19 protein-coding genes are annotated in these 21,650 nt (G+C 71.4%); 6 read left to right on the forward strand and 13 right to left on the reverse strand.

What is annotated here, in order from left to right:
• Positions 1–53: 53 nt before the first annotated feature.
• Positions 54–1,889, reverse strand: a complete 1,836-nt coding sequence (locus QSJ40_RS10830; RefSeq protein WP_024290623.1) for an ABC transporter ATP-binding protein — start codon at positions 1,887–1,889, stop codon at positions 54–56.
• A gap of 91 nt (positions 1,890–1,980) precedes the next feature.
• On the opposite strand from QSJ40_RS10830, the gene rfbA reads away from it, so the two are divergent.
• From rfbA to QSJ40_RS10845, 3 genes are read left to right on the forward strand one after another with little or no spacing between them, the layout of a single operon-like run.
• Complete coding sequence (rfbA, locus tag QSJ40_RS10835) at positions 1,981–2,883, forward strand: glucose-1-phosphate thymidylyltransferase RfbA (RefSeq protein ID WP_285730888.1); 903 nt, start codon at positions 1,981–1,983, stop codon at positions 2,881–2,883.
• Positions 2,880–3,737 carry a nucleotidyltransferase family protein gene (locus tag QSJ40_RS10840; RefSeq protein ID WP_024290625.1) on the forward strand — a complete coding sequence of 286 codons (858 nt, stop codon included), beginning with the start codon at positions 2,880–2,882 and terminating at the stop codon, positions 3,735–3,737. Before rfbA ends, QSJ40_RS10840 begins: the two co-directional genes overlap by 4 nt.
• Positions 3,738–3,754: 17 nt before the next feature.
• Positions 3,755–4,096: a hypothetical protein gene (locus tag QSJ40_RS10845; protein WP_268143008.1), complete on the forward strand. Its 342-nt coding sequence runs from the start codon at positions 3,755–3,757 to the stop codon at positions 4,094–4,096.
• Between the two features lie 57 nt (positions 4,097–4,153).
• Here QSJ40_RS10845 and QSJ40_RS10850 read toward each other — a convergent pair whose 3' ends face one another.
• From QSJ40_RS10850 to QSJ40_RS10900, 11 genes are all read right to left on the reverse strand, one after another.
• The gene (locus QSJ40_RS10850; protein ID WP_024290627.1) at positions 4,154–5,356 is read right to left on the reverse strand and encodes a glycosyltransferase; all 1,203 of its coding nucleotides are present in this window, start codon (positions 5,354–5,356) and stop codon (positions 4,154–4,156) included.
• Between the two features lie 83 nt (positions 5,357–5,439).
• Positions 5,440–6,414: a glycosyltransferase family 2 protein gene (locus QSJ40_RS10855; protein WP_204783118.1), complete on the reverse strand. Its 975-nt coding sequence runs from the start codon at positions 6,412–6,414 to the stop codon at positions 5,440–5,442.
• Positions 6,414–7,463 carry a glycosyltransferase family 4 protein gene (locus QSJ40_RS10860; protein ID WP_285730892.1) on the reverse strand — a complete coding sequence of 350 codons (1,050 nt, stop codon included), beginning with the start codon at positions 7,461–7,463 and terminating at the stop codon, positions 6,414–6,416. Before QSJ40_RS10860 ends, QSJ40_RS10855 begins: the two co-directional genes overlap by 1 nt.
• The gene (locus QSJ40_RS10865; protein ID WP_024290630.1) at positions 7,460–8,587 is read right to left on the reverse strand and encodes a hypothetical protein; all 1,128 of its coding nucleotides are present in this window, start codon (positions 8,585–8,587) and stop codon (positions 7,460–7,462) included. The genes QSJ40_RS10860 and QSJ40_RS10865 overlap by 4 nt, the downstream gene beginning before the upstream one ends.
• Positions 8,588–8,757: 170 nt before the next feature.
• Positions 8,758–9,849 (reverse strand): glycosyltransferase, encoded by a 1,092-nt coding sequence (locus QSJ40_RS10870; RefSeq protein WP_024290631.1) that lies wholly within the window; start codon positions 9,847–9,849, stop codon positions 8,758–8,760.
• The gene (locus QSJ40_RS10875) at positions 9,846–12,089 is read right to left on the reverse strand and encodes an N-acetylneuraminate synthase family protein (RefSeq protein WP_024290632.1); all 2,244 of its coding nucleotides are present in this window, start codon (positions 12,087–12,089) and stop codon (positions 9,846–9,848) included. Before QSJ40_RS10875 ends, QSJ40_RS10870 begins: the two co-directional genes overlap by 4 nt.
• 53 nt (positions 12,090–12,142) lie before the next feature.
• Complete coding sequence (locus tag QSJ40_RS10880; protein WP_024290633.1) at positions 12,143–12,850, reverse strand: acylneuraminate cytidylyltransferase family protein; 708 nt, start codon at positions 12,848–12,850, stop codon at positions 12,143–12,145.
• On the reverse strand, positions 12,847–13,884 hold the full coding sequence (locus tag QSJ40_RS10885; protein WP_285730898.1) for an RNA-binding protein: 1,038 nt from the start codon (positions 13,882–13,884) through the stop codon (positions 12,847–12,849). The genes QSJ40_RS10880 and QSJ40_RS10885 overlap by 4 nt, the downstream gene beginning before the upstream one ends.
• Positions 13,875–14,864: a CgeB family protein gene (locus tag QSJ40_RS10890; protein WP_024290635.1), complete on the reverse strand. Its 990-nt coding sequence runs from the start codon at positions 14,862–14,864 to the stop codon at positions 13,875–13,877. Before QSJ40_RS10890 ends, QSJ40_RS10885 begins: the two co-directional genes overlap by 10 nt.
• On the reverse strand, positions 14,861–15,427 hold the full coding sequence (locus QSJ40_RS10895) for an acyltransferase (RefSeq protein WP_285730901.1): 567 nt from the start codon (positions 15,425–15,427) through the stop codon (positions 14,861–14,863). The genes QSJ40_RS10890 and QSJ40_RS10895 overlap by 4 nt, the downstream gene beginning before the upstream one ends.
• Complete coding sequence (locus QSJ40_RS10900) at positions 15,427–16,404, reverse strand: glycosyltransferase family 2 protein (RefSeq protein ID WP_051452716.1); 978 nt, start codon at positions 16,402–16,404, stop codon at positions 15,427–15,429. Before QSJ40_RS10900 ends, QSJ40_RS10895 begins: the two co-directional genes overlap by 1 nt.
• Before the next feature lie 182 nt (positions 16,405–16,586).
• Here QSJ40_RS10900 and QSJ40_RS10905 point away from each other — a divergent pair, with 182 nt between their 5' ends.
• On the forward strand, positions 16,587–18,107 hold the full coding sequence (locus QSJ40_RS10905; RefSeq protein ID WP_024290638.1) for a tyrosine-protein kinase domain-containing protein: 1,521 nt from the start codon (positions 16,587–16,589) through the stop codon (positions 18,105–18,107).
• Position 18,108: 1 nt separating this feature from the next.
• Positions 18,109–19,290: a hypothetical protein gene (locus QSJ40_RS10910; RefSeq protein WP_024290639.1), complete on the forward strand. Its 1,182-nt coding sequence runs from the start codon at positions 18,109–18,111 to the stop codon at positions 19,288–19,290.
• Between the two features lie 9 nt (positions 19,291–19,299).
• Here the strand turns inward: QSJ40_RS10910 and QSJ40_RS10915 are convergent, their stop codons facing one another.
• On the reverse strand, positions 19,300–19,917 hold the full coding sequence (locus QSJ40_RS10915) for an arsenate reductase/protein-tyrosine-phosphatase family protein (protein ID WP_285730905.1): 618 nt from the start codon (positions 19,915–19,917) through the stop codon (positions 19,300–19,302).
• 213 nt (positions 19,918–20,130) lie between these two features.
• Between QSJ40_RS10915 and QSJ40_RS10920 the strand changes: the two genes are divergently transcribed.
• Positions 20,131–21,630, forward strand: a complete 1,500-nt coding sequence (locus QSJ40_RS10920; RefSeq protein WP_204783108.1) for a sugar transferase — start codon at positions 20,131–20,133, stop codon at positions 21,628–21,630.
• Positions 21,631–21,650 lie beyond the last annotated feature (20 nt).

A 21,650-nucleotide genomic window follows, 5' to 3' on the forward strand; every position in this document is an offset into this window, starting at 1 on the left:
GGCTGCGGGCGATAAGCGGCCTGAGAGCATCGAGCGGTCTCGACCCCATCGCCTCAGCCCACCTCCAGCCGGCCGAGCTCGACCAGGTGCGCGAAGTCGGGGTCGCGCTCCACCAGCTCGGACATCGTCCCGCTCGCGCGCAGCCGGCCCTCGGCGAAGTAGAGGATCTGATCTGCGTTCTTCACGGTCGAGAGGCGGTGGGCGATCACGATGACCGTCAGCTGTCCGTGCAGCTGCTCGACGGTCTCCGTGATCTGCCGCTCGGTCTCGTTGTCCAGGGCGCTGGTGGCCTCGTCCAGGATCAGCACACTCGGACGCGAGTACAGGGCGCGGGCGATCCCCAGCCGCTGCGTCTGACCGCCTGACAGGCGTGTGCCGGCCTCCCCCACGGTGGTGTCCAGCCCGTGGGGCAGGGACTCCACCACTTCCGTGAGCCGGGCCTTCTCGAGCACGTCGGCCAGGTGGCGCTCGTCGATCTCTCCCGCAGGCGCGGCGAAGGTGATCAGGTCCCGGATGCTCGCGTCCCAGAGGTAGACGCGCTGGGAGACCATGGCCACCCGCGGCAGCCATGCGCCCGGGTGCTCCGTCAGATCCACGCCGCCCACGCAGAGGCTGCCGGTCGAGGGCTCGTACAGTCCGGCCAGCAGGTCGGCGAACGTCGTCTTGCCTGCGCCCGACCCGCCCACCAGTGCCACGGTCGATCCCGCCGGGATGTCCACGCTGACGCCCTCCAGCACAGGGCGCTTGCCGTCCGGGAAGCGGAAGCCCAGATCGCGGACGCGCAGCGGCGCGGTGGGGTCCAGCTCCACGTCACCGCCCGTGCGCCGAGCAGCCCCCTGCTGCTCGAGCGTGCGGATCTCCGCCACGAGTTCGCGCAGAGCCGGGGTGCCCGCATGGATCTGGTTGTTGGAGGCCACCACGCGGTTCAGCGCCGGGACGATGCGCATGGCAGCCGCGACGAACACGGCCAGCAGGCCGAAGGCCCTCTCGGGGCCCTGCAGGCCGAACAGCAGCAGCGCCACCAGCAGGATGCCGAGGATCATGACGACCTCGAGCAGGTAGCGCGGCAGCTCGATGAGCACCGACTGGAAGCGCGCCAGCCCGGCGGCCTCCTCCTTGTTCCTGCGGTAGCGCTCGACGAACAGCTCTTCGCGCTGGAAGAGCCTGGTCTCCCGGAAGCCCTCGATCGCCGGATTCAGGGCGGCGATGGCGTCGCGGTCGAGCTCGAAGGCACGATGGGCGAACTTGAGCGACCAGGGCTTGAGATAGCGGGAGAGCAGCACGGCGAAGCCGCCGAAGACGACCAGGGCCGCAGCCGCTGCGATCGGTGACATGGCCACGAGCAGCCCGAGCATCAGCACGATGGACAGCAGGTCCACCAGCAGCGCGAGCCAGCTCGAGAGCACCAGGGAGAACGCCGCGGGCACGGCACCGCCGACCATGTTGGTCATCGCGGACTTGGAGCGCAGGCGGTGATCGACGTAGCGCGCGGCGGCGTAGCGGCGCAGAAGCTCCGCCTGGACGGCTGCGCTGGCCCGATTCGACTGCCCGATGCTCCACCACCGGATGGCGATGACGGCCACGTTCTTGACCAGGAAGGCGGCGCCGACGGCCACCGCTGTGAGGATCAGCAGCCGCCGAGGGTCGGTGCCCGCCAGCGGGACCAGGAACCGATCGACCGCACCCGGCAGCGGGTCCGGGGCGGTGAGCATCTGGGTCAGCGGCAGCATGGCCGCGACCGCCACGAGATCCAGCATGGCCGCCAGCAGCGCGGCGACCGCCATGGCGATGATCCGCCAGCGCATCCGCCACGGCACCAGGGTGAAGACCACGCGCAGATCGGCGATGGTCGACCCGGCCGAGAGGCGGGACTGATCGCTGGGGGGCACAGGCTTCTCCGAAAGGGGGTTGGGGATGCGGCTGCAGGAGCCAGAACGATGCGATCGCATGGGATGCATGTCTCGCCCTAGGATAGTCCCCATGAAGGGCATCATCCTCGCCGGCGGGACCGGCTCACGGCTGCATCCCATCACCCTCGGGATCTCCAAGCAGCTCATGCCCGTCTACGACAAGCCGATGATCTACTACCCGCTGTCCACCCTGATGCTGGCGGGCATCCAGGACATCCTCATCATCACCACACCGCAGGATGCCGAGGCCTTCCAGCGCCTGCTCGGCGACGGCTCCCGATTCGGCATCCGGCTGAGCTACCAGGTCCAGCCCTCCCCCGACGGCCTGGCCCAGGCGTTCCTGCTGGGGCGCGAGCACATCGGCGAGGACTCCGTGGCACTCATCCTGGGCGACAACATCTTCTACGGCCCCGGCATGGGCACGCAGCTGCGTCGCCATCAGGAGGTCCGGGGGGCCTCGATCTTCGGATATCGGGTCAGCGACCCCGCGGCCTACGGCGTGGTCGAGTTCGACGACGCCGGCCACGCCGTCTCCCTCGAGGAGAAGCCGCCCCTCCCCCGCAGCCCCTACGCCGTGCCCGGGCTGTACTTCTACGACAACGACGTCCTCGCGATCGCCGAGTCGCTCAGGCCCTCGGCCCGCGGGGAACTCGAGATCACCGACGTCAACAGGATCTTCATGGAGCAGGGCCGCCTCAGCGTCGACATCCTGCCGCGCGGCACCGCCTGGCTGGACACCGGCACGTTCTCGGACCTCAACGACGCCTCCAACTTCATCCGCACCGTGGAGAACCGCCAGGGCCTCAAGGTCGGGGCTCCCGAGGAGATCGCCTGGCGACAGGGCCTGCTCAGCGACGACGCGCTGCGCGAGCGCGCCGAGCCCCTGGTGAAGAGCGGCTACGGCAGCTATCTGCTCGGCCTGCTCGAGCACCAGGACGCCTCCGCTCCCGACGCAGCGGAGCGAGCCCGGTGACCGAGCCCGCCGTCGGCTCCGCCCTCCCCATGGAGGTCCGCGTCCGCTTCGCCCACGCGATGATCGCCCACCTGTTCGCACAGGCGGGGATCCGAGCCCTGCACCACAAGGGGCACACCGCCCCGGAGGGCACCTATGTGTCCGGTCGAGCCTCCACGGACGCCGACGTCCTGGTGCCCCCGGACCAGGCCGCCCGAGCCATCCAGGTCCTGCAGGCCCGCGGCTGGGACCTGGTCACGAGCTACCGGGACGGGTCGATCTTCCAGCACGCGGCCTCCCTGTGGCACAGCCATCTGGGCTACGCGGACATCCACCAGCTGATCCCGGGCACCGGCCCCACGCCCCAGGCCGTCTTCGAGCGGCTCTGGAGCCAGCGCTCCACAGCGGATATGGGCGGACAGCCCTGCACGGTGCCGGGGCGCTTGGACCACCTGGCTCTGATCGTCATCCACGCCGCCCGCGACACCTCGAGGGGGCAGCCGGACACGGCCCACCTCCGCTCGAGCCTCTCGCCCCAGGAATGGGCCGAGGTCCGAGCCCGCGCGCTGGAGCTGCGGGCAGCAGCGCCCTGGGTGGTCGCCACCGGCGAGAGCGCACCCGCCGCGCAGGCGGAGGTCGCGCTGTGGCGCGCACTGCGCGATGGCGCCGAACGGGACGTCCTGCTGCGCGCCCGGATCCACGCCGCGGAGGGCTTCCGAGAGCGGGCGAGCATCACCCTGGGCACGCTGGTGCCGAATCGCGGTCATCTGCGCATGCAGCTCGAGAGGGAGCCGCGCCTGACGGATTACCTGGCGGACTACCGCGACCGGCTCGGGGCCGCCGTCGGCGCGGTGAAGAGGGGTCTGCGCCGATGATTCCCCGCGCACATCCGATGTCCTGGCGACCGGCGCCGACCGTCGTCTGGCTGTCCGAGCCTCACGAGGAGACGGCAGAAGACGCGCCGACGGTCTATCTCCTGGACCTCGAGGCCGAGATCCCCAGGATCCTCGAGCAGTCCTCGGCCCTGATCTGGATCGCGCTGCTGGAACGGCTGGCGCACCCCTCGACGTCGGCGGACGAAGGCGTCACGGCCGCACGGATCGCCGAGGATCTGACGGCGGGCGCACCGCTGGACCCGCAGGACATCCAACCGGACATCGAGCGGTTCCTCGAGGCTCTGGGCGCGGACGGTGTGCTGATCCCGGCGTCGAGGGAAGGCATGCGCCAGGACTGATGCCCTGCGCCCCCGTCGCACCGGCTCCGTCCGGAGCAGGCGACGGACCGCTCGTGGTCAGGCCACGGAGGAATGCCGGTGCCGAGCAGCGGATGCCCCGCGCTCCGGCAGCGGGCAGACCACGGACTCCTCGGCCTCGAGCAGCCTCTGGATGCTGGCCATGAACCGGCGCTCGGAGAACTTCGCGGCGTGATCGCGCATGGCCTTCAGGTTCCAGTCGCGCGCCAGCGCCCTGCGGATCCCGGCGGCCAGCGCCTCAGGAGACGGCTGCTCCACGAAGGTCCCGTTGAGGCCCTCCCGGATGGTGTCCAGATAGCCGCCTCCGCGCAGCGCCACCGTGGGAAGGCCCCATGCGCTGGCCTCCAGCGGCGTGATGCCGAAGTCCTCGAAGCTGGCCGCCACCAGGGCCGAGGCATGGGCGTAGGCCCAGCGCAGCTGCGCGTCCGAGATGTCCTGGGCGAAGACCACGCGGTCCCCCGCCAGCGCCCGCAGCCGCTGCTCCTCCGGGCCGCGCCCGACCACCAGCAGCGGCAGATCCAGCTGCTCGGTGGCTCGGATCACGGCGTCGACGTTCTTGTACGGCAGCAGCCGTGCCACGGAGAGCAGGAAGCCCCCCTGCGCCACGAGCCGCTGGGCCCCCTCGATCGGCTCCAGAGGCACGGCCTCCGTCTGCACGGAGTGCGGGGGGAAGATCAGCTGCACATCGTCGCGGTCGTAGACGCGGGAGATGCGGTGCTGGACCTCCGTGGAATTGCCCACGTAGACGTCGTGACGGGCCTGCGCCCGCTGGTCCCAGGGCTCGAGCACCGGGTGCATGGCCCGTGCCAGCACGCCCTTGGGAGAGCTCCACCAGGGCCCTCCCACGTAGTCCTGCAGCAGGTGGACCCAGCGCGCCGGGGTGTGGCAGTAGACGGCGGTCTCGCCCGTGAAGCGGAAGCCGTGCGCCCAGCCCGAGCTCGAGACGATCGCCTGATCGGCATCGACGAGCATCCGCGAGCACGCCCACGGCAGCAGCGGCAGCGCCTTGCGCGGATCCCGACGCAGCGCGCCGATCGAGTTCAGGGGCGAGGTGATGATGGTGGCGTCGCGGAATTCGGGGAACGTGGCCTCGGGCTCGTAGAACAGCGTGTAGATGGGCGCCTCCGGGTAGAGGCGATGCAGGGCGAGCACCACGCGCTCGGCGCCGCCGCGCTGCGTGAGGTAGTCGTGAGCGATCGCCAGCGGGGGCCGGCGCGTCTCATCGGCGAACGAGTGGCTCATCAGGGGCTCTCTGCGAGGCGGGGGGGGAACAGCGGACCGGGGGATGTCCGCTGCTTGATTGTTTCAGATGCATAGTCATCATGTCAGAAGGAAGCGGTCGCGCGAGCGGGATGTCGCCGACCGGCCTCCGCGGCGGCCTCCACCTGCAGCGCGATCAGCTTGATGGCCAGCCACCGGGGCAGACGCCCGATGCTTCGGTCCAGTGCCCGGGCCGTCACGCTCAGCGACCGCTCGGTGGTGACCGAGGCGACCAGGCGCACCGCCGCCCCCCATATCCCCCGCGGCGGACGGTCGCCCTCCAGCGCCTCGGCTCCGTGCCGGGCGATGAAGATCTGCCGCGAGGCCCCGGAGTGCAGGGCTCGCCGGGCCTTCAGGAGGGTCGTGGTCGCCGCGGCGTGGTGCCTCGTCTCCAGCTCCCGGGCGAAGCGGATCGGCACACCGAGCTGATGCAGACGGTATCCGTAGTCCACATCCTCCCATCCGTAGCGGCGATAGGCCTCGCTGTAGCCGCCGATCCGCTCATGCAGGTGCCGCGGGACCGACACGCTGCCTGCCCAGTGCCGCCAGACCTTCTCGGGCGGCAGGGCGTAGGCCTCGGCCGCATGGCGCAGGTCCGCGCGATCTCCGTAGACGCGCTGATATGCCGTTCGAGGCAGGACGTGGCGCTGCATGCCGATCACCCCGCAGTCCCCGGCCGCATGGGCGGCCGCGTGATCCCGGATGTAGTGCGGTCCCGGCTCCAGGTCGTCATCAGCACGGATCAGGATCGGCCCTGTCGTCGCCTCCGCTCCGGCATTCAAGGCAGCCGACCTGCCCCTGTTCTGCGCGAACACCACCCAGTGCAGGTCGAGGACGGGCCAGCGATCGGCGCACTCGCGCAGGACCGCCTCCGAGCCGTCGACGTCGCCGTCGAGCACCACGCAGATCTCGAAGTCCGGCGCGCTCTGCTGCTCGGCCAGCGCCGAGAGCAGGCGGGGAAGGCGGCGGGCTCCTCCGCGCGACGGGACCACGACGCTGAGCTCCGGCCGCGTCCCCTGATTCGTCGTCGATGCGTCCATCAGATTCCCCTCTCCATCAGGAAGCGCTGCAGTCGTCGCCGCCCGGCCTCCGGGGACCAGTGCTGGACCCAGCGCTGGTGCTGGGTCCCGACCAGCTCCTCTGCGTCGAGCTGCTCGGCACGCCGGATCGCCGCAGCGAGGGACTCCGGGTCCCCCGCTCGCGCGATGAGCGGGTGGTCCCTCCCCACGACCTCGGGCAGCGCACCGGCATCGGAGACGATCACGGGCACTCGGGCCGCCATGGCCTCGGCGGCGGCAAGGCCGAAGACCTCCGACCAGTCGGAGGGCACGGCCAGCAGGTCGATCCGCTGGAAGAGCTCCTCCTTGGGGATCCAGCCCAGCAGCCGGACACGCTCGCCCGCAGCGTCGAGGCGCCGCTGGATCTGCTCCGCCTGGGCCGAGGGCACGAAGCGACGGTCCCCCGCGATCAGCAGCTCGATGCCGCCCGGTCGACCCTGCTCGAGCAGCTCGCCGGCCCGGAGCAGATCGAGGATGCCCTTGTCCGGGCTCAATCGGCCGAGGAATCCGACGCGCAGGGGGGCCTCGGCTCGCGGGGACGAGCCCTGCGGCTCTGCTTCCTGCGGCGCAGCCTCGACCCAGTTCGGCAGCGGCGTGGATCCCGGGAGACGCTCGGACATCCACTCGGAGGGGACCACCGTGGCCACCGCTCCCAGACGCGCGATCCTGGACAGGACCGCCTGCAGCGGCCCGGCAGGCAGCTGGTGGAGGTGCAGCACCCGCCGGGCGCGCCCGGACAGGGCGACCGCGGGCAGAAGCCCGTTGCACCACGTCACATCGACCGTCGAGCGGGGATGCCACCGACGCAGGCTCAGCATGTACGCGCGCCGCGACCGACCGGGAAGGCGTTCCACTGCGAATCCCGCATCCTCCAGCAGCTCGGCGGTCTCCGACGGCGAGCGTGGTGCCACGACCGTGACCTCCCGGCCGAGCTCACGCAGCTGCCTCGCCAGACGCAGCAGCATGACCTCTCCGCCGGAGACACGGCCCTGATTGGCCACGAGTCGAATGGCCGTCTTCGATGCGCTCACGGGGCTGCTGCCCCGGTGCTGCGGGCATGGGCCCTCTCCTGAGCCATCCGCCGCCGCTCCAGCTCCCACAGGGCCATCGCCCCGCCCAGCGCGACCATCGAATAGACGGTCAGGAAGACCTCGCCGAGCCGGAAGGAGACGAGAAGGATCACGAGGACGGAGGCCTGTGCTGCCGTGGTCGCCCAGGTCCTGCGTCCGGCTGCTCCGAGGCCGAGGCCGCCGATCGCGAGCACGGCCAGCATGAGCACCAGCAGGGGCAGCCCGCCCTCCACGATCAGCGCCCAGTAGGAGTTGTGGAAGAAGAACGGCTGCTGCTCCGGGGGCAGCAGCACGAACGCCTGGCCCGCTCCCTCGCCCCACGGCATGGCCTGCTGGGTCTTCGCCCAGGCTGCGTCGTCGATCCGGCCTCGGAACCAGTCGGTGCCGGTCCGGTCGCCGAACACGTCGAGCGAGGCGAGGTTCTCCTCGGCCCAGATGAAGACGAAGTAGAACGCCGTCAGCAGCGCTGCGCGCAGCACCGGACCCCCTCGCCCGCCCAGAGCCATCCATGCTGTGCCGAGGATCATCGCGGCCAGCCCCGTGCGGGAGCCGGTCTCGAATACGAGCACCAGCCCCAGCAGCAGGACCAGCACACGCGCCCATGGGTGGCGGATGAAGGCGACCACCAGGAGCGGCACGACCGCGTAGACGAAGCCGGCTACGTTCTTGTCCAGGATGTATCCCGACAGCGCCCCCTGATAGTTGTCGGGAGCCAGACCGGCGAAGAAGAGCACGGCGTTGATCACCAGTCCCACACCCATGCCGAAGATGAGCGGGCGCAGCGGAACGCGCCCCGTCGCCAGCATGAGGGCGAAGCCGAAGAGCATGCCGATGCGGACCATGCGCCGAGTCCATTCGACGTCGGAGGTGATCGAGACGGCCAGCAGCCAGACGTAGGCGGCCGCCAGCAGCACCATGACCACGGGCACAGCGGCGGCCCTCAGCCGCCCCGAGCGCAGCAGGGATCCTGCGAGCAGCACGCCCATGACGGTCTCGCTGACAGGCAGGTTCATGGCGATCCCCGGCATGGGGGACTCGACGAACAGCAGCGCGCCCAGCAGGAAGACGATCGGGGAGCGCCCCATGGCCATCCGGAGGTATTCGGCAGGCGAGCCCCAGGCCAGCGGCGCCGGAGGGGCCTGAACCGCTGCTGGGGCCGGAGCGCTGCTCCACGGTGCTTCCCCTGCGGATCTGCTCCGCCGCGCCGCAGAGGACTCCTGCGGGCCGCGGCGGGTGCGGCGCATCGGCTCTGTGCTCATCGCAGGGCTCCCTTCACGACATGTGCGATCTCCTGCGTCATCTGCTCCACATCCGACGGGGTCTGCGCCACCGCAGGACTCTGCGCGAGGCGCTCGAGAGCGTGGACGAGCTCGTCGGCTCCCGCCCGGTCCAGCAGCGATTCCGCGGGCAGGATCTCCGCGTTGCCGCCCACATCGGTGGCCACGGCGGGCATGCCCGCGGCGGCGGCGTCGAGCAGGCTGTAGCTCAGATTCTCCCAGGCCGAGAGCTGGATCAGAACATCGTGCTCGGCCATCGCGGGCCAGGGCTCGACGCGCCCGGCGAAGCGCACCGCCTCACCCAGTCCCAGGGTGGCCGACAGCCGCTGCAGCGTCTCGCGCAGCGGGCCGTCGCCGGCCACGGTCAGGGTGGCCTGCGGATCCCGCGCCAGCACGGCCGGCATGGCGCGCAGCAGCGCACTGACGTTCTTCTCGGGAGCCAGCCGGGACAGGGTGAGCAGGCGGACGCCCTCCCCCAGCCTCTGTCGGGGAGCCTGCCCGACGGCCTGGCGGACGCGCACGACGTCCACGCCGTTGCGCACCACCGAGATCGGGCAGCTCGGATCCCAGATCTCGCGCACGACGGCGCGCGTGGACTCCGAGACCGCGATCAGATGATCGCTCCGGCGCAGCCGTGCCCGATGCGCCGCCCGCACCGCCGAGGCCCGGACCCGGCTCGACTGGTACAGGGCCTGATCCGGGGCGATGCCGTGCTCGGTGCTGATCAGCGCGATGCTGCGCTCAGCCGCCAGCGCGACGGCGCCCATGAGATCGGCATAGGCCAGGTGCGTGTGCACGGCGCGCGGACGCAGCCTCCGGATCGCCCTGCGCAGGCTGCGCACCGAGCGCTGCAGCCCGGCCTGCGGTCCCAGCTCGTCGGTCAGCACGGCGATGCCCGTCTCACGAGCTCGCTCGGCCAGCGGGCCTTCGGGGCACAGCAGCACGGCGCGCAGACCCGGCAGACCGTGGCCCAGGGCGTCCAGGACATGCCGGGCCACGCCGCCGAGATCGGCGACGGGCACGACCCACAGCACGAGGGGATCGGGCGAGGTGCTGGGAAGCGCGCTCACAGCAGCGGCTCCAGGCGCTCCAGGGCGGTCCAGAATCCGGCGCCGCCGTCCACGTGGCCCTGCCAGATCTCGGGGATGAAGCTCACGCCGGGAGCCAGCCGGTCGAGCTGCTCGGCGAGCACCGGCCAATCCACATCGCCCTCGCCGACCTGCACGCCCTCGCCGTCCACGCCGGTGCCGTCGACCAGGTGCAGGTGCGAGCTCAGCGGAGCCAGGGTCTCGACGGCCTCCGCGAACGAGATCCCCAGGAAGGTCGCCGCCAGACGCGTGTGGGAGATGTCCAGGCACAGATCCGTGCCCGTGCTGCGGGCGAAGTCCGCGGTGTCCTGCGGGTCCAGGAAGAGGTTGTGGAACTGCTGTCCGCCCATCAGCCATGGGAAGGGCGGCAGCGTCTGGGCGGCGATCCGCACGCCCGAGGAGTCCAGCCGCTTCAGCGCATCGGCGATGCGCTGGTACTTGTCCGCTCGCCGCTCGGCGGACAGGTGCCCGTCGGAGGTGAACCCGCCCATGGTGACCACCATGATCGGGTCCTGGTCCTGGGTGAACCTGGCGCGCAGGGCACGGGTGACATCGATCGTTCGCTGGACCTCGGCGATCGAGCGCTCCCAGTGCTCGGGATCGTGCGAGGACAGATCCACCAGGAAGTCGCCGGCGAACAGGTCCGGCAGGTGCGTGGTGAAGCCCATCGGCAGTCGCTGCGGCAGCGCCTGATCGATGTCGATCTCCAGGTCCTTGTAGGAGAAGTGGAACTCGAGGAAGTCGGGGTGCGTGGACTCGAGCAGCGACAGCGCGTCGTGATAGCGCACCGGAAGCCCCCAGGGGCGGCGGAAGGAGTAGTCGCGTCCGCGGGCCGGGGCATCGAGCAGGTCGCCCTCGAAGAAGAAGTCGCCTGCGCCCATGTCGCGGTGCGCGGTGCGGCCCACGAGCTGGCTCAGCCGGTCCGGCTGCAGGCCGCGGCCCGGACTGCGGACCTCGATGTCCCCCTGTCCCAGCCGCTGGCCGGCGCAGATGGGTCCGGCGGCCACGAGCGACTTGGCCAGGTTGGTGCGGTTCATGGCCTCGCCGGTGGAGACGGTGCGCTCCCGTGCTGTGCCCATGGCCTGCTCGATATCTCGGATCTGGCTCATCATCTGCCGGAACTCATCGGGCAGCAGAGATACCCGGTGATCCGAGCCCTCGAGCTCGCGGTCCGTGGTGAAGTGCTTCTCGATGATCTTGGCTCCGCGCGCCACGGCTGCCAGGGGAACGTGCCAGCCGCGCTCGTGCCCGGAGTAGCCCACCGGCACTGCCGTGATCTCGGCCAGGCGGTCCATGTACGCCAGGTTCACGTCCTTGTACGGCGCCGGGTACGTCGACTGGCAGTGCAGCATCGCGAAGGGCACCCCGAGCGAGCGCACCACAGCGGCGGACTCGCGGATCTCGGCCTCCCGGCTCATGCCGGTCGAAAGGATCAGCGGCAGCCCGTGCGATCCGGCGGCGCGCAGCAGGCCGTGGTTCGTGAGATCGGCCGAGGCGATCTTCAGCGCCGGGAGCCCGTAGTCCGCCAGAGCCGTCACGCTGGCCTCGTCCCACGGGGTACACAGGACCTGGATGCCATGCTCCCGGGCATGGTCGAAGGCCCGGAAGAGCTGCTCGGCAGGCAGGGAGTACTTGGCCAGCAGATCCAGGGTGTACTGCGCGCCCAGGTCCTCCCCCGCCGACGTCGATCCGGACTGCCGGTACAGAGTGTCCATGTCGCGCAGCTGGAACTTCACGGCGTCGGCGCCGGCCTCGGCGGCGAGATCGACGAGGCGGCGGGCCTGTTCGACCGAGCCCTGATGGTTGTTGCCGATCTCGGCGATGACATAGGCCGGGCTCGACTCGTCGATGCGCCGGTCGCCGATGCGCAGCTCGGCCGGGCGGTCGATCGCGATCGCCGTGATCCGCCCGCGCTCATCCAGCACCGGCAGGTGGCTGGCGCCGGCGGGCAGCGCCGCGCGCATCTGCTCCTCGGTGGCCTCCGGGCCGACCGTGGCCGGATGCGGATTGGCCACCTGCTGGACGGCGACCTCCAGATCTGCCTCCGGGTGGGCCACGATCCAGCGTCGGAAGTCCCCGTCGGTCAGCGAGCCCAGCAGCTGCCCGGTCCCGTCGACGACGAACACGATCCGCTCCGCATTGCCCGTCATCTTGCGCAGGGCGACCACGACGGACTCGTCGTGGAAGACGAGGTACGGGGTGAGGCGGCGTTCGATGATCACGGGGGGGTCCTTGGTTCGGGGGGGGGGTGCGGATGGGGCGGGAGATGAGCCCCTCAGTCTGCCAGTCGGGCGCGGTGGGCCCTGACCTGCAGCTCGGCCAGCTGGAAGTCGAGCTCGGTATCGATGTCCACGCCCTCGAGGGGGTCGAGCTCGAAGAGGCTGATCCGGCCGCCCAATCGGTTGTGGTGCTCGTCGTAGACCCACGGACGCGTCACGTAGAGCGAGCCGTTCTCGCGGTAGCGCAGATCGGCCGGGGCCATGTCCTGGCGGCGCAGCCGGTGCTCGACGTCGTAGTCGGCACTCGGAGCCTGGCCGGGGGTCTCCGGCTGCCGCCACAGGAAGGGCGTCTCGGGCACGGCTCCCACCAGCGAGTCGGCGCCCTGCTCCCGCAGCTGCCGCACGGCTCGATCCAGGGTGCCGGGGAGGCGCAGGGGGCTCGTGGCCTGCAGCAGCATGACGGCCTCGGGCTCCCCATGTCTCCGGCGGTGATCCGCCAGGGCATGGAGGATCACCGGCTCGGTGGGGGTCTCGTCGCGGGCCAGCTCATCCGGGCGCAGGAAGGGGACCTCTGCGCCGTGCTCACGGACGATCGCCGCGATCTGCGGCGCATCGGTCGAGACCACCACGCGCAGGTCCTCCTGCGCGGCCAGCGCCGCGCGGATCGTCCAGGCGACCAGCGGGCGGCCCGCCAGCTCGCGGATGTTCTTCCCGGGGACTCCCTTGGAGCCTCCCCGCACGGGGATCACGCACAGGATGGTCATGGAGTCCCTCCTCGCAGATAGTCGGCCACGGCGCGGGCCGGCTCGGTCTCGGCCCAGCGCACGGGCCGCGTGGGCTCCTGGCCCCAGCGCGCCAGGCCGTAGCGGTCCCAGAACTCGACCAGCCAGGGCGGCGGGTCGTCGTGGTGGACCCACGCGCGGCGACCGCGCTGAGCCGCCTCCAGCACACCGGTGGAGAACACGGAGACCACGTCCGCCTCCGCACTCGCCAGCGGCACGGACGCGTCCTGGAAGCGCACGCCGCGTCGGCGCATGCCGGCGTGGACCGCGCGGCTCAGGATGTCCTTCTCCGAGGGATGCGGCCGGTAGACGGTCTGCGGCTCCCTGCGCAGGAACCCCAGGGTCTGGCCCACGATCTGCCTGCGGGGCAGCTCGCGGCCGTGCATCTGCCCCAGGAACACGAGCTCGCCGTGCTCGGCAGACTCCGCCGGAGCACCGGCCGCTGCGCTCCACAGGGCCTGGGAGCCCACGGGGCGCACGGTCACGTCGCTGCGGCCGCTGGCCCAGAAGGCCCCGTCCTGCTCGGTGAACGACAGCAGCGTGGCCCCGGCGGGAAGCGGCGGCGCCCACGGGGTCAGCAGGCCGTGCTGGACCACCACCGACTCGATGCCGCGCTGCACAGCCCAGTCGCAGACCGCATCGCCGGCGGGCAGACCCGCACCAACGCTCAGGACGCGCTCGATCCCCGCCCACAGCGGGTCCTGCGGATCCCAGCCAGGCAGCTGCTCGGCATGCTCGCTGAGCCCTGCCTGCTCCAGAGTCAGCGTCGAGCCCACGCAGGCCACGGATCCGCGCTCCAGCAGCTGCGCAGGCTCGAGCACCGAGGCGCGGCTTGAGGGATTGGCGCTGTCCAGGGCCACCAGGAAGCGCGGGCGCTGCCCGGTGGCGAGGACCCTCAGCTGCGGACGCTGCTCAGGGGCACCCTTGCGACGCACGGCGGCCACCGCCCGACGCGCGGCCGAGGGCCGCTGCCAGCGCCGCCACTGCTCCAGGTCCTGCGGATGCCTCAGACCCACAGCGCCTCCATCCGCTGCGCTCGGTGCACGAACGTGTGCTCCGCCAGGGTGCGCTGACGGCCCCTTTCGCGCAGGTCCTTCGCCCAGGCAGGATCGCGACGGACGCGCTCGACCTGCTCGGCGAGCTGCTGGGCGTCGTCGAAGACCAGCACCTCCCGATCCGGTGCGTAGAACTCACCGACGTCGCGACGATCGATCAGCTGGATCCCCCCGGTCCCCGGGATCTCGAAGGTGCGCATGGTGAACCCGTCCTGCCGGGCGTGCGTGTTGATCGAGGCGAGGCTGCCGGCCATGACGCCATAGCCATCGGAGCGGTCCAGCTGCGGCCCCGTGGGCAGCCCGGGCACCGGCAGCATCCGCGTGGCGGCGATGTCCGCCGGGCGCCGCGACCAGTCCCTCCCGTAGACGCGCACGGGCACGCCCAGCCGGTGGGCTTCGACCAGCAGGCGGACGCGCTGGTCGTAGCGCGCCCCGATGAACGAGACGGCGGGCTCCTGGCGAGGCGTGAATCCCAGCAGCGAGTCGAAGGCGTTGGGCAGATGGTGCGCGGTGATCCCCCGCTCCCGCAGGACACCGACGTCGTGCGGCGAATAGGAGGCGATCGCAGGCATGGACTCGAGCCGCTCCCACGTGTAGTCCATGCGCGCGACCTCGTCGTAGAGCCACGTCAGCACGGAGGCGCCGCTGCGCAGCACCGCATCCCACCAGCGATCGTCGAGCAGATCGCCCTTGATCACCAGAACGCGATCCGGCCGCACGGCCTGCAGCCGCTCGACCGCGCGGCGGGACGGCTCGCGGCGCCACTCGGACGGGACCAGGGCGGCGGGGAGGTCATGCACCGCCTTGTTGCGCACCCGCATGGCGAAGGAGGTGGGGAGGTCGTAGCTGTGCAGGATCGCCTCGTGGCCGAGCCGCTGCATGGCACGAGCCACCGAGGCGCCGTAGCCGTGGAAGCGCGGCGCGACGATCAGCGTCCTCATGCGCTGCCTCCCTGCGCGCGCACCGGTTCCGCGACCCCGCCCAGGACCCGTGCGGGGACTCCGCCCACGACGGCCCCGGCCGGGACATCTCGAGTCACCACCGCACCCGCTCCGATCACCGCGTCGTCGCCGATCGTCACGGAGGCGATGACCATGGCCCGGCTGCCGATGAACACCCGGTCCCCGATCGTGATGGGGCCGCCGCGCGTCACCGCCCCGCCGCGGTGCAGATCGTGTCCGGCGGAGGTCACCAGCACCCCGTCGGCGAGCATGCAGCCCGAGCCCAGGACGGTGCGCGTGATGCCGTGCAGGTGCACGTCATGGCCCAGGTACGCGTCGTCGCCGATCTCCAGCTCGCCTCCGGGCTCGGTCCCCAGCCACGCCCCGGGGTAGATCGCGCAGCCGCTGCCGACGCTGATCCGCTCGCTGCCCTGGATCTTGCGCGGCGAGACCATGACGGAGCCATCGCCCCAGGCGCGGAAGCCGCGTCGGTAGACGAGCTCGGAGGCCACCCGACCGCGCTGCCAGGCCAGGCGAGGCGGCAGCTCGGCGAGTGCGGACATCAGGCGCATCGGATCCCCTCACGGATCAGGCGCAGCTCGCTGCGCAGGGTGGAGATGGGTCGCACGGGTGTGCCCGCTGCTCGGCGCAGGCAGTTCACGGCGAAGTTCGCCGTCGAGGCAATGGTCAGGGAAGCGGCCAGCACGCGGGGCCTGTCCCACTTGCCGGCATAGCGGAAACGGGAGTCCACGAGCCACTGACGGCGCCGCTGGGGATCGGAGGAGCCTCCTCCCACATGCACGGCCTGCACCGACGGGATCACCACGGAGGCCACGCCGATCCTTCGCAGCCGCAGCTGGAGGTCGACCTCCTCGCTGTTCATGTGGAAGCCCTCGTCGAAGCCGCCGAGCGCACGGACCTCCGCGACCGGAAGCAGCATGACCGCTCCCATGACCCAGTCCACGGCGATCGGCTCGGTGCTCTCGACCGCCCGCATGTCATGTCCGACGGCCTCGTGCAGCACCCGGTGATGGCGCCAGCGCGCCAGCGGCGTCAGCCACTCGATCGTCTGGTGGCCGATCGTGGGGAAATGCCTCCCGGAGTACTGGGCGGTCCCCTGCGGTCCGAGAACCTGGGCGGTGGCCACGACCGGCTGCCAGGGCGCGGCCTGCGCCACGAGCTCGGAGATCTGCTCCGCCTCGATCTCCAGATCGGAGTTGAGCACCAGGGCCAGCGGCGTGCGCACCTGCTCCAGGCCCGTGTTGACCGCGGCCCCGAACCCGCCATTGCGCTCCCGGCGCACGACGCGCACGCTCACCGCCTGCGCACCTGCGGCAGACGCCCGCTCAGGAAGCGTCCCCGGAAAGGGGGACGGAGAGCAGTCGTCGGAGATCACGATCTCCGCGACCTCAGGGGCAGGGGAATTGCGCAGTCGACTGACGAGATTCAGCGTCTCCGCAGGATCGCCGTAAAAGGGGATGACGATCGTCACAGCGTCGCGCCATGTCACAGGCACCTCCGCCGCAGACTCGATGCGCATTCAGCCCCTTAGAAGAATATGGTGTCGCTCACCTCGGAATCGCCCGGCCGGGCGCCGCTCATTGCGACTGATCAGGCCGCCATCATATAGTCTCGCATGTACTTCTCGGTGTCGAGGCGGGTGAGCAGCCGTGCGCGGCATACCGCCCGCCACGGCGCCGTCCCACGCACAGAAGGCCTTCCGTGACACAGCCGCTCATCGCACCAGACCTGGACGCCACCCCCTCCATCGCGGATCAGCTGCGCGCAGGCCTGGGGACCCTCATCCGGAACTGGAAGGTGATCCTCGGCATCATCCTCGCGTGCCTCGTGATCGCAGGCATCGTCACAGCGCTGATGCCCAAGACCTATTCGGCCACCTCGAAGGCCATGGTCATCGCCGGCGGAGCGACCAGCCTGGCCAACTACGAGGCCGCACAGAGCCTCGCCGGCTCCAAGGCCGCGACCTACGGAGCAGCCGTGGGCTCTCCGGAGGTGGCGAAGCTCGCCCAGGAGGATCTGGGCGGCATCGAGGTGGCCGGCGTCTCCGCCGACGTCCCCCCGGGCACGACCGAGATCAACGTGACCGGACGGGCGAGCACCCCCGAGGACGCCGTGGTCGTCGCCGACACCTACGCCGAGGCGCTGTCCGAGCACGCGGGGTCCATCGAGGCGGCCATGGCCCAGGGCCAGGAGGTGCCCACCGGTGAGGACGCCGAGGAGCTGACGGATCAGGAGCTCGCGGTCCAGCAGGCGATCGTGGACGGCAACCTGGTCCAGATCGTTCCGCTGTCCAGCGCGACCCCGCCGTCGGCGCCGTCGTCTCCCGATCTGAAGAAGAACCTCCTGATCGGCTTGGCCGCCGGCATCGTGATCTCGCTGCTCTACCTGTTCCTGCGTCACGCCTTCGACCGCAAGATCCGCTCCTCCGAAGGCGTCGAGAAGCGCACCGGCCTGCCGCTGCTGGGCGCCGTCCCCGTGGACTCCCGCCTGAGCAGCAGCCGCCAGCTCATCCCGCTGAGCACCTCCCGCAAGGACGCCCGCGGCTGGGCCACGGCCGAGGCCCTGCGGATGCTGCGCACCAACCTGGCCTTCTCCAATGTGGACAACCCGCCGCGCTCGATCGTGGTGTCGTCGTCGATCTCCGGCGAGGGCAAGTCCGCCGTGACCGCCAACCTGGCAGCCGCGCTGGCCGCCGCCGGCGAGTCCACGATCGTGATCGACGCCGATCTGCGCCGCCCGGTCCAGCACCACTTCTTCGGCGTTCCCGGCGGAGCGGGGCTCACCGACGTCCTGCGCGGGGCGGCCACCCTCGACGAGGTCCTGCAGCCCGGCCCGGACAGCGAGAACCTCTTCGTGCTCACGGCCGGGCGCACTCCCCCGAACCCCTCCGAGCTGCTGGGCTCGGACACCATGCGCCAGCTGATCCAGGAGCTCAGCCGCGATCACATCGTGCTGCTGGACACCCCGCCCGTCCTGCCCGTGACCGATGCCGCCGTGCTCGCCCGCAGCTCCGACGGCGTGATCCTCGTGGCCCAGGCCGGGCGCACGAACCTCGACGACCTCCAGAAGGCCGTCGAGCGGCTGCGCAGCCTGAGTGCTCCCCTGCTGGGCGCCGTCGTGAACCGCGCACCGCGCAAGGGAGCGGCTGCCAAGGACTACGGCCAGTACTCGAACGCGTACTACTACAACCAGACCGAGACCCCGGCCGCGGATCAGGCCTGAGATGCAGCGGGTCCCCGGAGCAGGCTCGTCGGGATCCGGGCACCGGATCGCGCTCGATCTGGGCGACGGGGCCGCGCTGCGCGTCGACGGCCTCGGAAGCCGGCAGCTGGCACAGCTCCGGCGAGCCTGGAGCCGGTTCCGCGAGCTCCCGGCAGATGCGCAGCGGCACGAGCCGGTCCTGAGCTGCCCCACGACGCAGGATGAGACCTCGAGCCTGCTGTGGAGCGCGTTCCACGAGGAGCTCTCCCAGCTGGCGGCCCGGCTCGTCATCGACGCCGGCCGGGGCACGTCGCTGATGCTCCACGCGGCCGCCGTCTCCGACCGCTCCGGCCGGGCCCTGGTGCTGGCCGCCCCCAGCGGCACCGGCAAGACCACTGCGACCGGGACCCTCGGGCGCAGCTTCGGCTACCTGAGCGATGAGACCTCGGTGATCGAGCCGAGCACCCTGAGCATCTCCCCGTTCCCCAAGCCGCTGTCCGTGCTGCGCCCGCACGGCCGCCGCCCCAAGGACCAGGTCGGCCCGGATGAGCTCGGCCTGCTCGAGCCCGTGCCCTCGAGGCTTCACATCCTGGGCGTGCTGCTGCGCCGACGCGAGCCGGACGGCTCCGCTCCCCGGCTGCGCAGGATGCCCCTGCTCGAGGCGCTCGAGCACCTGGTGCCCCAGACCTCGTCGCTGTCGCGGATGGACCGGGGTCTCGTCCTGCTGATCCGCACCCTCGAGCGCCTGGGCGGCGCCTGGGCCCTGGAGTACTCCGAGCAGCATGAGCTGCTCGGGCTCGCCGAGCGCCTGCTGGGGGGCGAGGAGGCGGTGGGCGAGGCCGCGGAGCCGGCACGAGCCCCCTGGGAGCCCGTGCCCCACGAGCAGCTGCGACTCGAGGACGCTGCGCCCCCAGAACCGGGCATGCTGCGCAGCGTCCCCGTGGACGACGCCGTGATGCTCACGGACCCGCTGTCGCCCACGCTCCTGCTGCTGCGCGATGAGCACTTCCACTGCCTGGTCGGCCTCGGACCGCAGCTGTGGTTCGACTGCCTCGGCTGGCGCAGCAGGGACGAGCTCGTGGCCGAGCTGCTCGGACTCCCCGGGGCCCCGCAGGACGCCGAGATGCTCGTGCACCGGGCGATCGAGGACCTCCTCGAGCTCGGCGCGCTCGAGAGCTCGGGGGACTCCCAGCTCTCGAGCTGACCCGCTCCCTCACGGCTGCGTGAACCCGCCCCCACCAGGCTCCGCACGCATGGAGCGCTCCCAGCCGACGATGCGCCGGACGGAGTCGTCGATCTCGGCGGCCATCGAGCGGAATGCCTCCTGCCCGCGACGGTACGGATCCGCGATCTCCGGGGCAGGCTCGCCGAGCCGGGCGCGCCGCGCCGAGAGCACCTCGGGGAGCCGACGCCAGCGCTGCTCGGTGCGGCGCGGGGCCGCCCCGGGACGCAGGGACTCGACGGGGCCGGAGGCCGACAGCTGCTCGAGCAGGGCCGCGAACTCCGGCAGGGTGAACGTCCGCTTGAGCATGCGCGGCGAGAGCTCGAGCACCTGCTCCACATGGGAGCGCTCGGCGGTCAGGACCAGATCGGAGGCCTCCAGCTCGGCCGCCGCCATCTGACGGGCCCGAATGCCCTGGGCGCTGAGTCCGCGCCGTTCGAGCTCGACCCGGGTGCCGGGATCCGCCGGTGCCCCCGCAAGCGCCCCGGTGCCGGTGCTGGTCACCTCGAACCCGCCGGGGGCCGCCTGCTCGAGGGCTGAGCCCAGCACGACCTGCAGATATGGCGAACGGCACACGTTGCCCGTGCACACTGCCAGCACGCGGATCATCCGGCTCCCTCCCGCTTCGCTGCATGCGATCAGCCCTCGGACAGGCTTTGTCCCCTGAAGAGCGATCCACTATCTTGCCTGATGAGGCGACGCATGGGGGCAACCGCCGTAGGCTGAATGCATTCGCATGGACGCCGGCCCCCCACCACCGGCTCCGGACGCACCCCCGCCGTCCCCTCGCGATTCCCCCCACGCGATCCGCAGGTTCCTCCATTGAAGCAGTCTTCCGCAGACCACAGCGTCGCTGCCGCGACACCGCAGGGTCCTTTCGACCCCCGCGGTGCTGAGGGCTCCCCCGGACTGCCCTGGCACAGCCGACTCGTGGGCGCCGTGCGGCTCATGGATCTTCTCGCGCTGTCTGCGGCCGCTGTGCTGAGCCATCTGCTGCGCTTCGGCCCGCAGCCCGGCGCCAGCAGCCCCGACGGCCATTCCTACGCGGCGATCTCGCTGATCATCGTGGGCCTCTGGTGGGCCGTCCTGGGTCTGGCCGACTCCCGCAGCATCCGTCTGCTGGGCACCGGGTCGGAGGAGTACCGCGCTGTCGTCAACGGCTCGGTGGCGGTCTACCTCCTGGTCACCACGCTCAGCTACCTGGCCTTCCTGCAGCTGGCCCGCGGCTACGTGATCGCGCTGTTCCCCCTGGGTGTGCTGCTGCTCCTGCTCGGGCGCCGGTTCGTGCGCCGCCGGCTGGACGCGGCTCGCGCCCAGGGCCATGGGCTTCGACGCGTCCTGCTGGTCGGCTCAGCCGAGGCGACCCACGTGGTCGGGCAGACCATGCGCAGGACCCATTCGGCCGGCTACCGCCCGGTCGGGCTGGTCATCCCGGACGGCGCTGCGCCCCGGGACGATGACCTGCCCGCCCTGCGCGGTCGGCAGGACGTGCCGGGCATCATCCGCATGGCCCGCGCCACCGACGCCGAGGCCGTGGCCCTGGCCGGGGCGGATCCGCTGCCCAGCCAGACCCTGCGCGAGCTGACCTGGGGCCTGCACCAGGCCGGGATCACCCTGGTCATGGCGCCCTCGCTGCTGGGGATCACCTCCCCGCACACGGTGCACCAGCCCCTGGCGGGCATGCCGATGATCCAGATCCCGGCTCCGGAGAACAGCGGCTGGCGGGTGGCCGCCAAGCGGATCTTCGATGTCGTGGTCTCGGCGATCGGCCTGATCCTGGTGGCTCCCCTGCTGCTCGTGCTGTGCTTGCTGATCCGCCTGGACAGCCCCGGCCCGGCCCTGTTCCGCCAGGAGCGCGTGGGCCGCGACGGCCGCTCCTTCCAGATCCTCAAGCTGCGCACCATGGTGGTCGACGCCGAGGAGCGCCTGGGGGAGCTCATGCTGCGCGAGCAGCTCGGCCGCGAGGGTCTGTTCAAGCTCGAGCACGACCCGCGCATGACGCGCGTCGGGGCCTTCCTGCGGCGCACGAGCCTGGACGAGCTGCCCCAGCTGCTCAACATCCTGCGCGGCGAGATGTCCCTGGTGGGCCCGCGCCCTCCGCTGCCGCGCGAGGTCGCCGCCTACGACACCCCCACCCGGGGCCGTCTGCTGGTGCGCCCCGGACTGACCGGGCTGTGGCAGGTCTCCGGCCGCTCCAACCTCTCCTGGGAGGACTCGGTGCGCCTGGACCTGCTGTACGTCGAGCAGTGGTCGATGGTCCAGGACCTGCTGATCCTCGTGAAGACGGTCCGTGCCGTGGTCACGGCGCGCGGCGCGTACTGACGTCCAATCCCGCTCCCCGG

Origin of the sequence: Kocuria sp. NBRC 114282 (assembly GCF_030268385.1) — a bacterium.
GTDB lineage: Bacteria > Actinomycetota > Actinomycetes > Actinomycetales > Micrococcaceae > Kocuria > Kocuria palustris.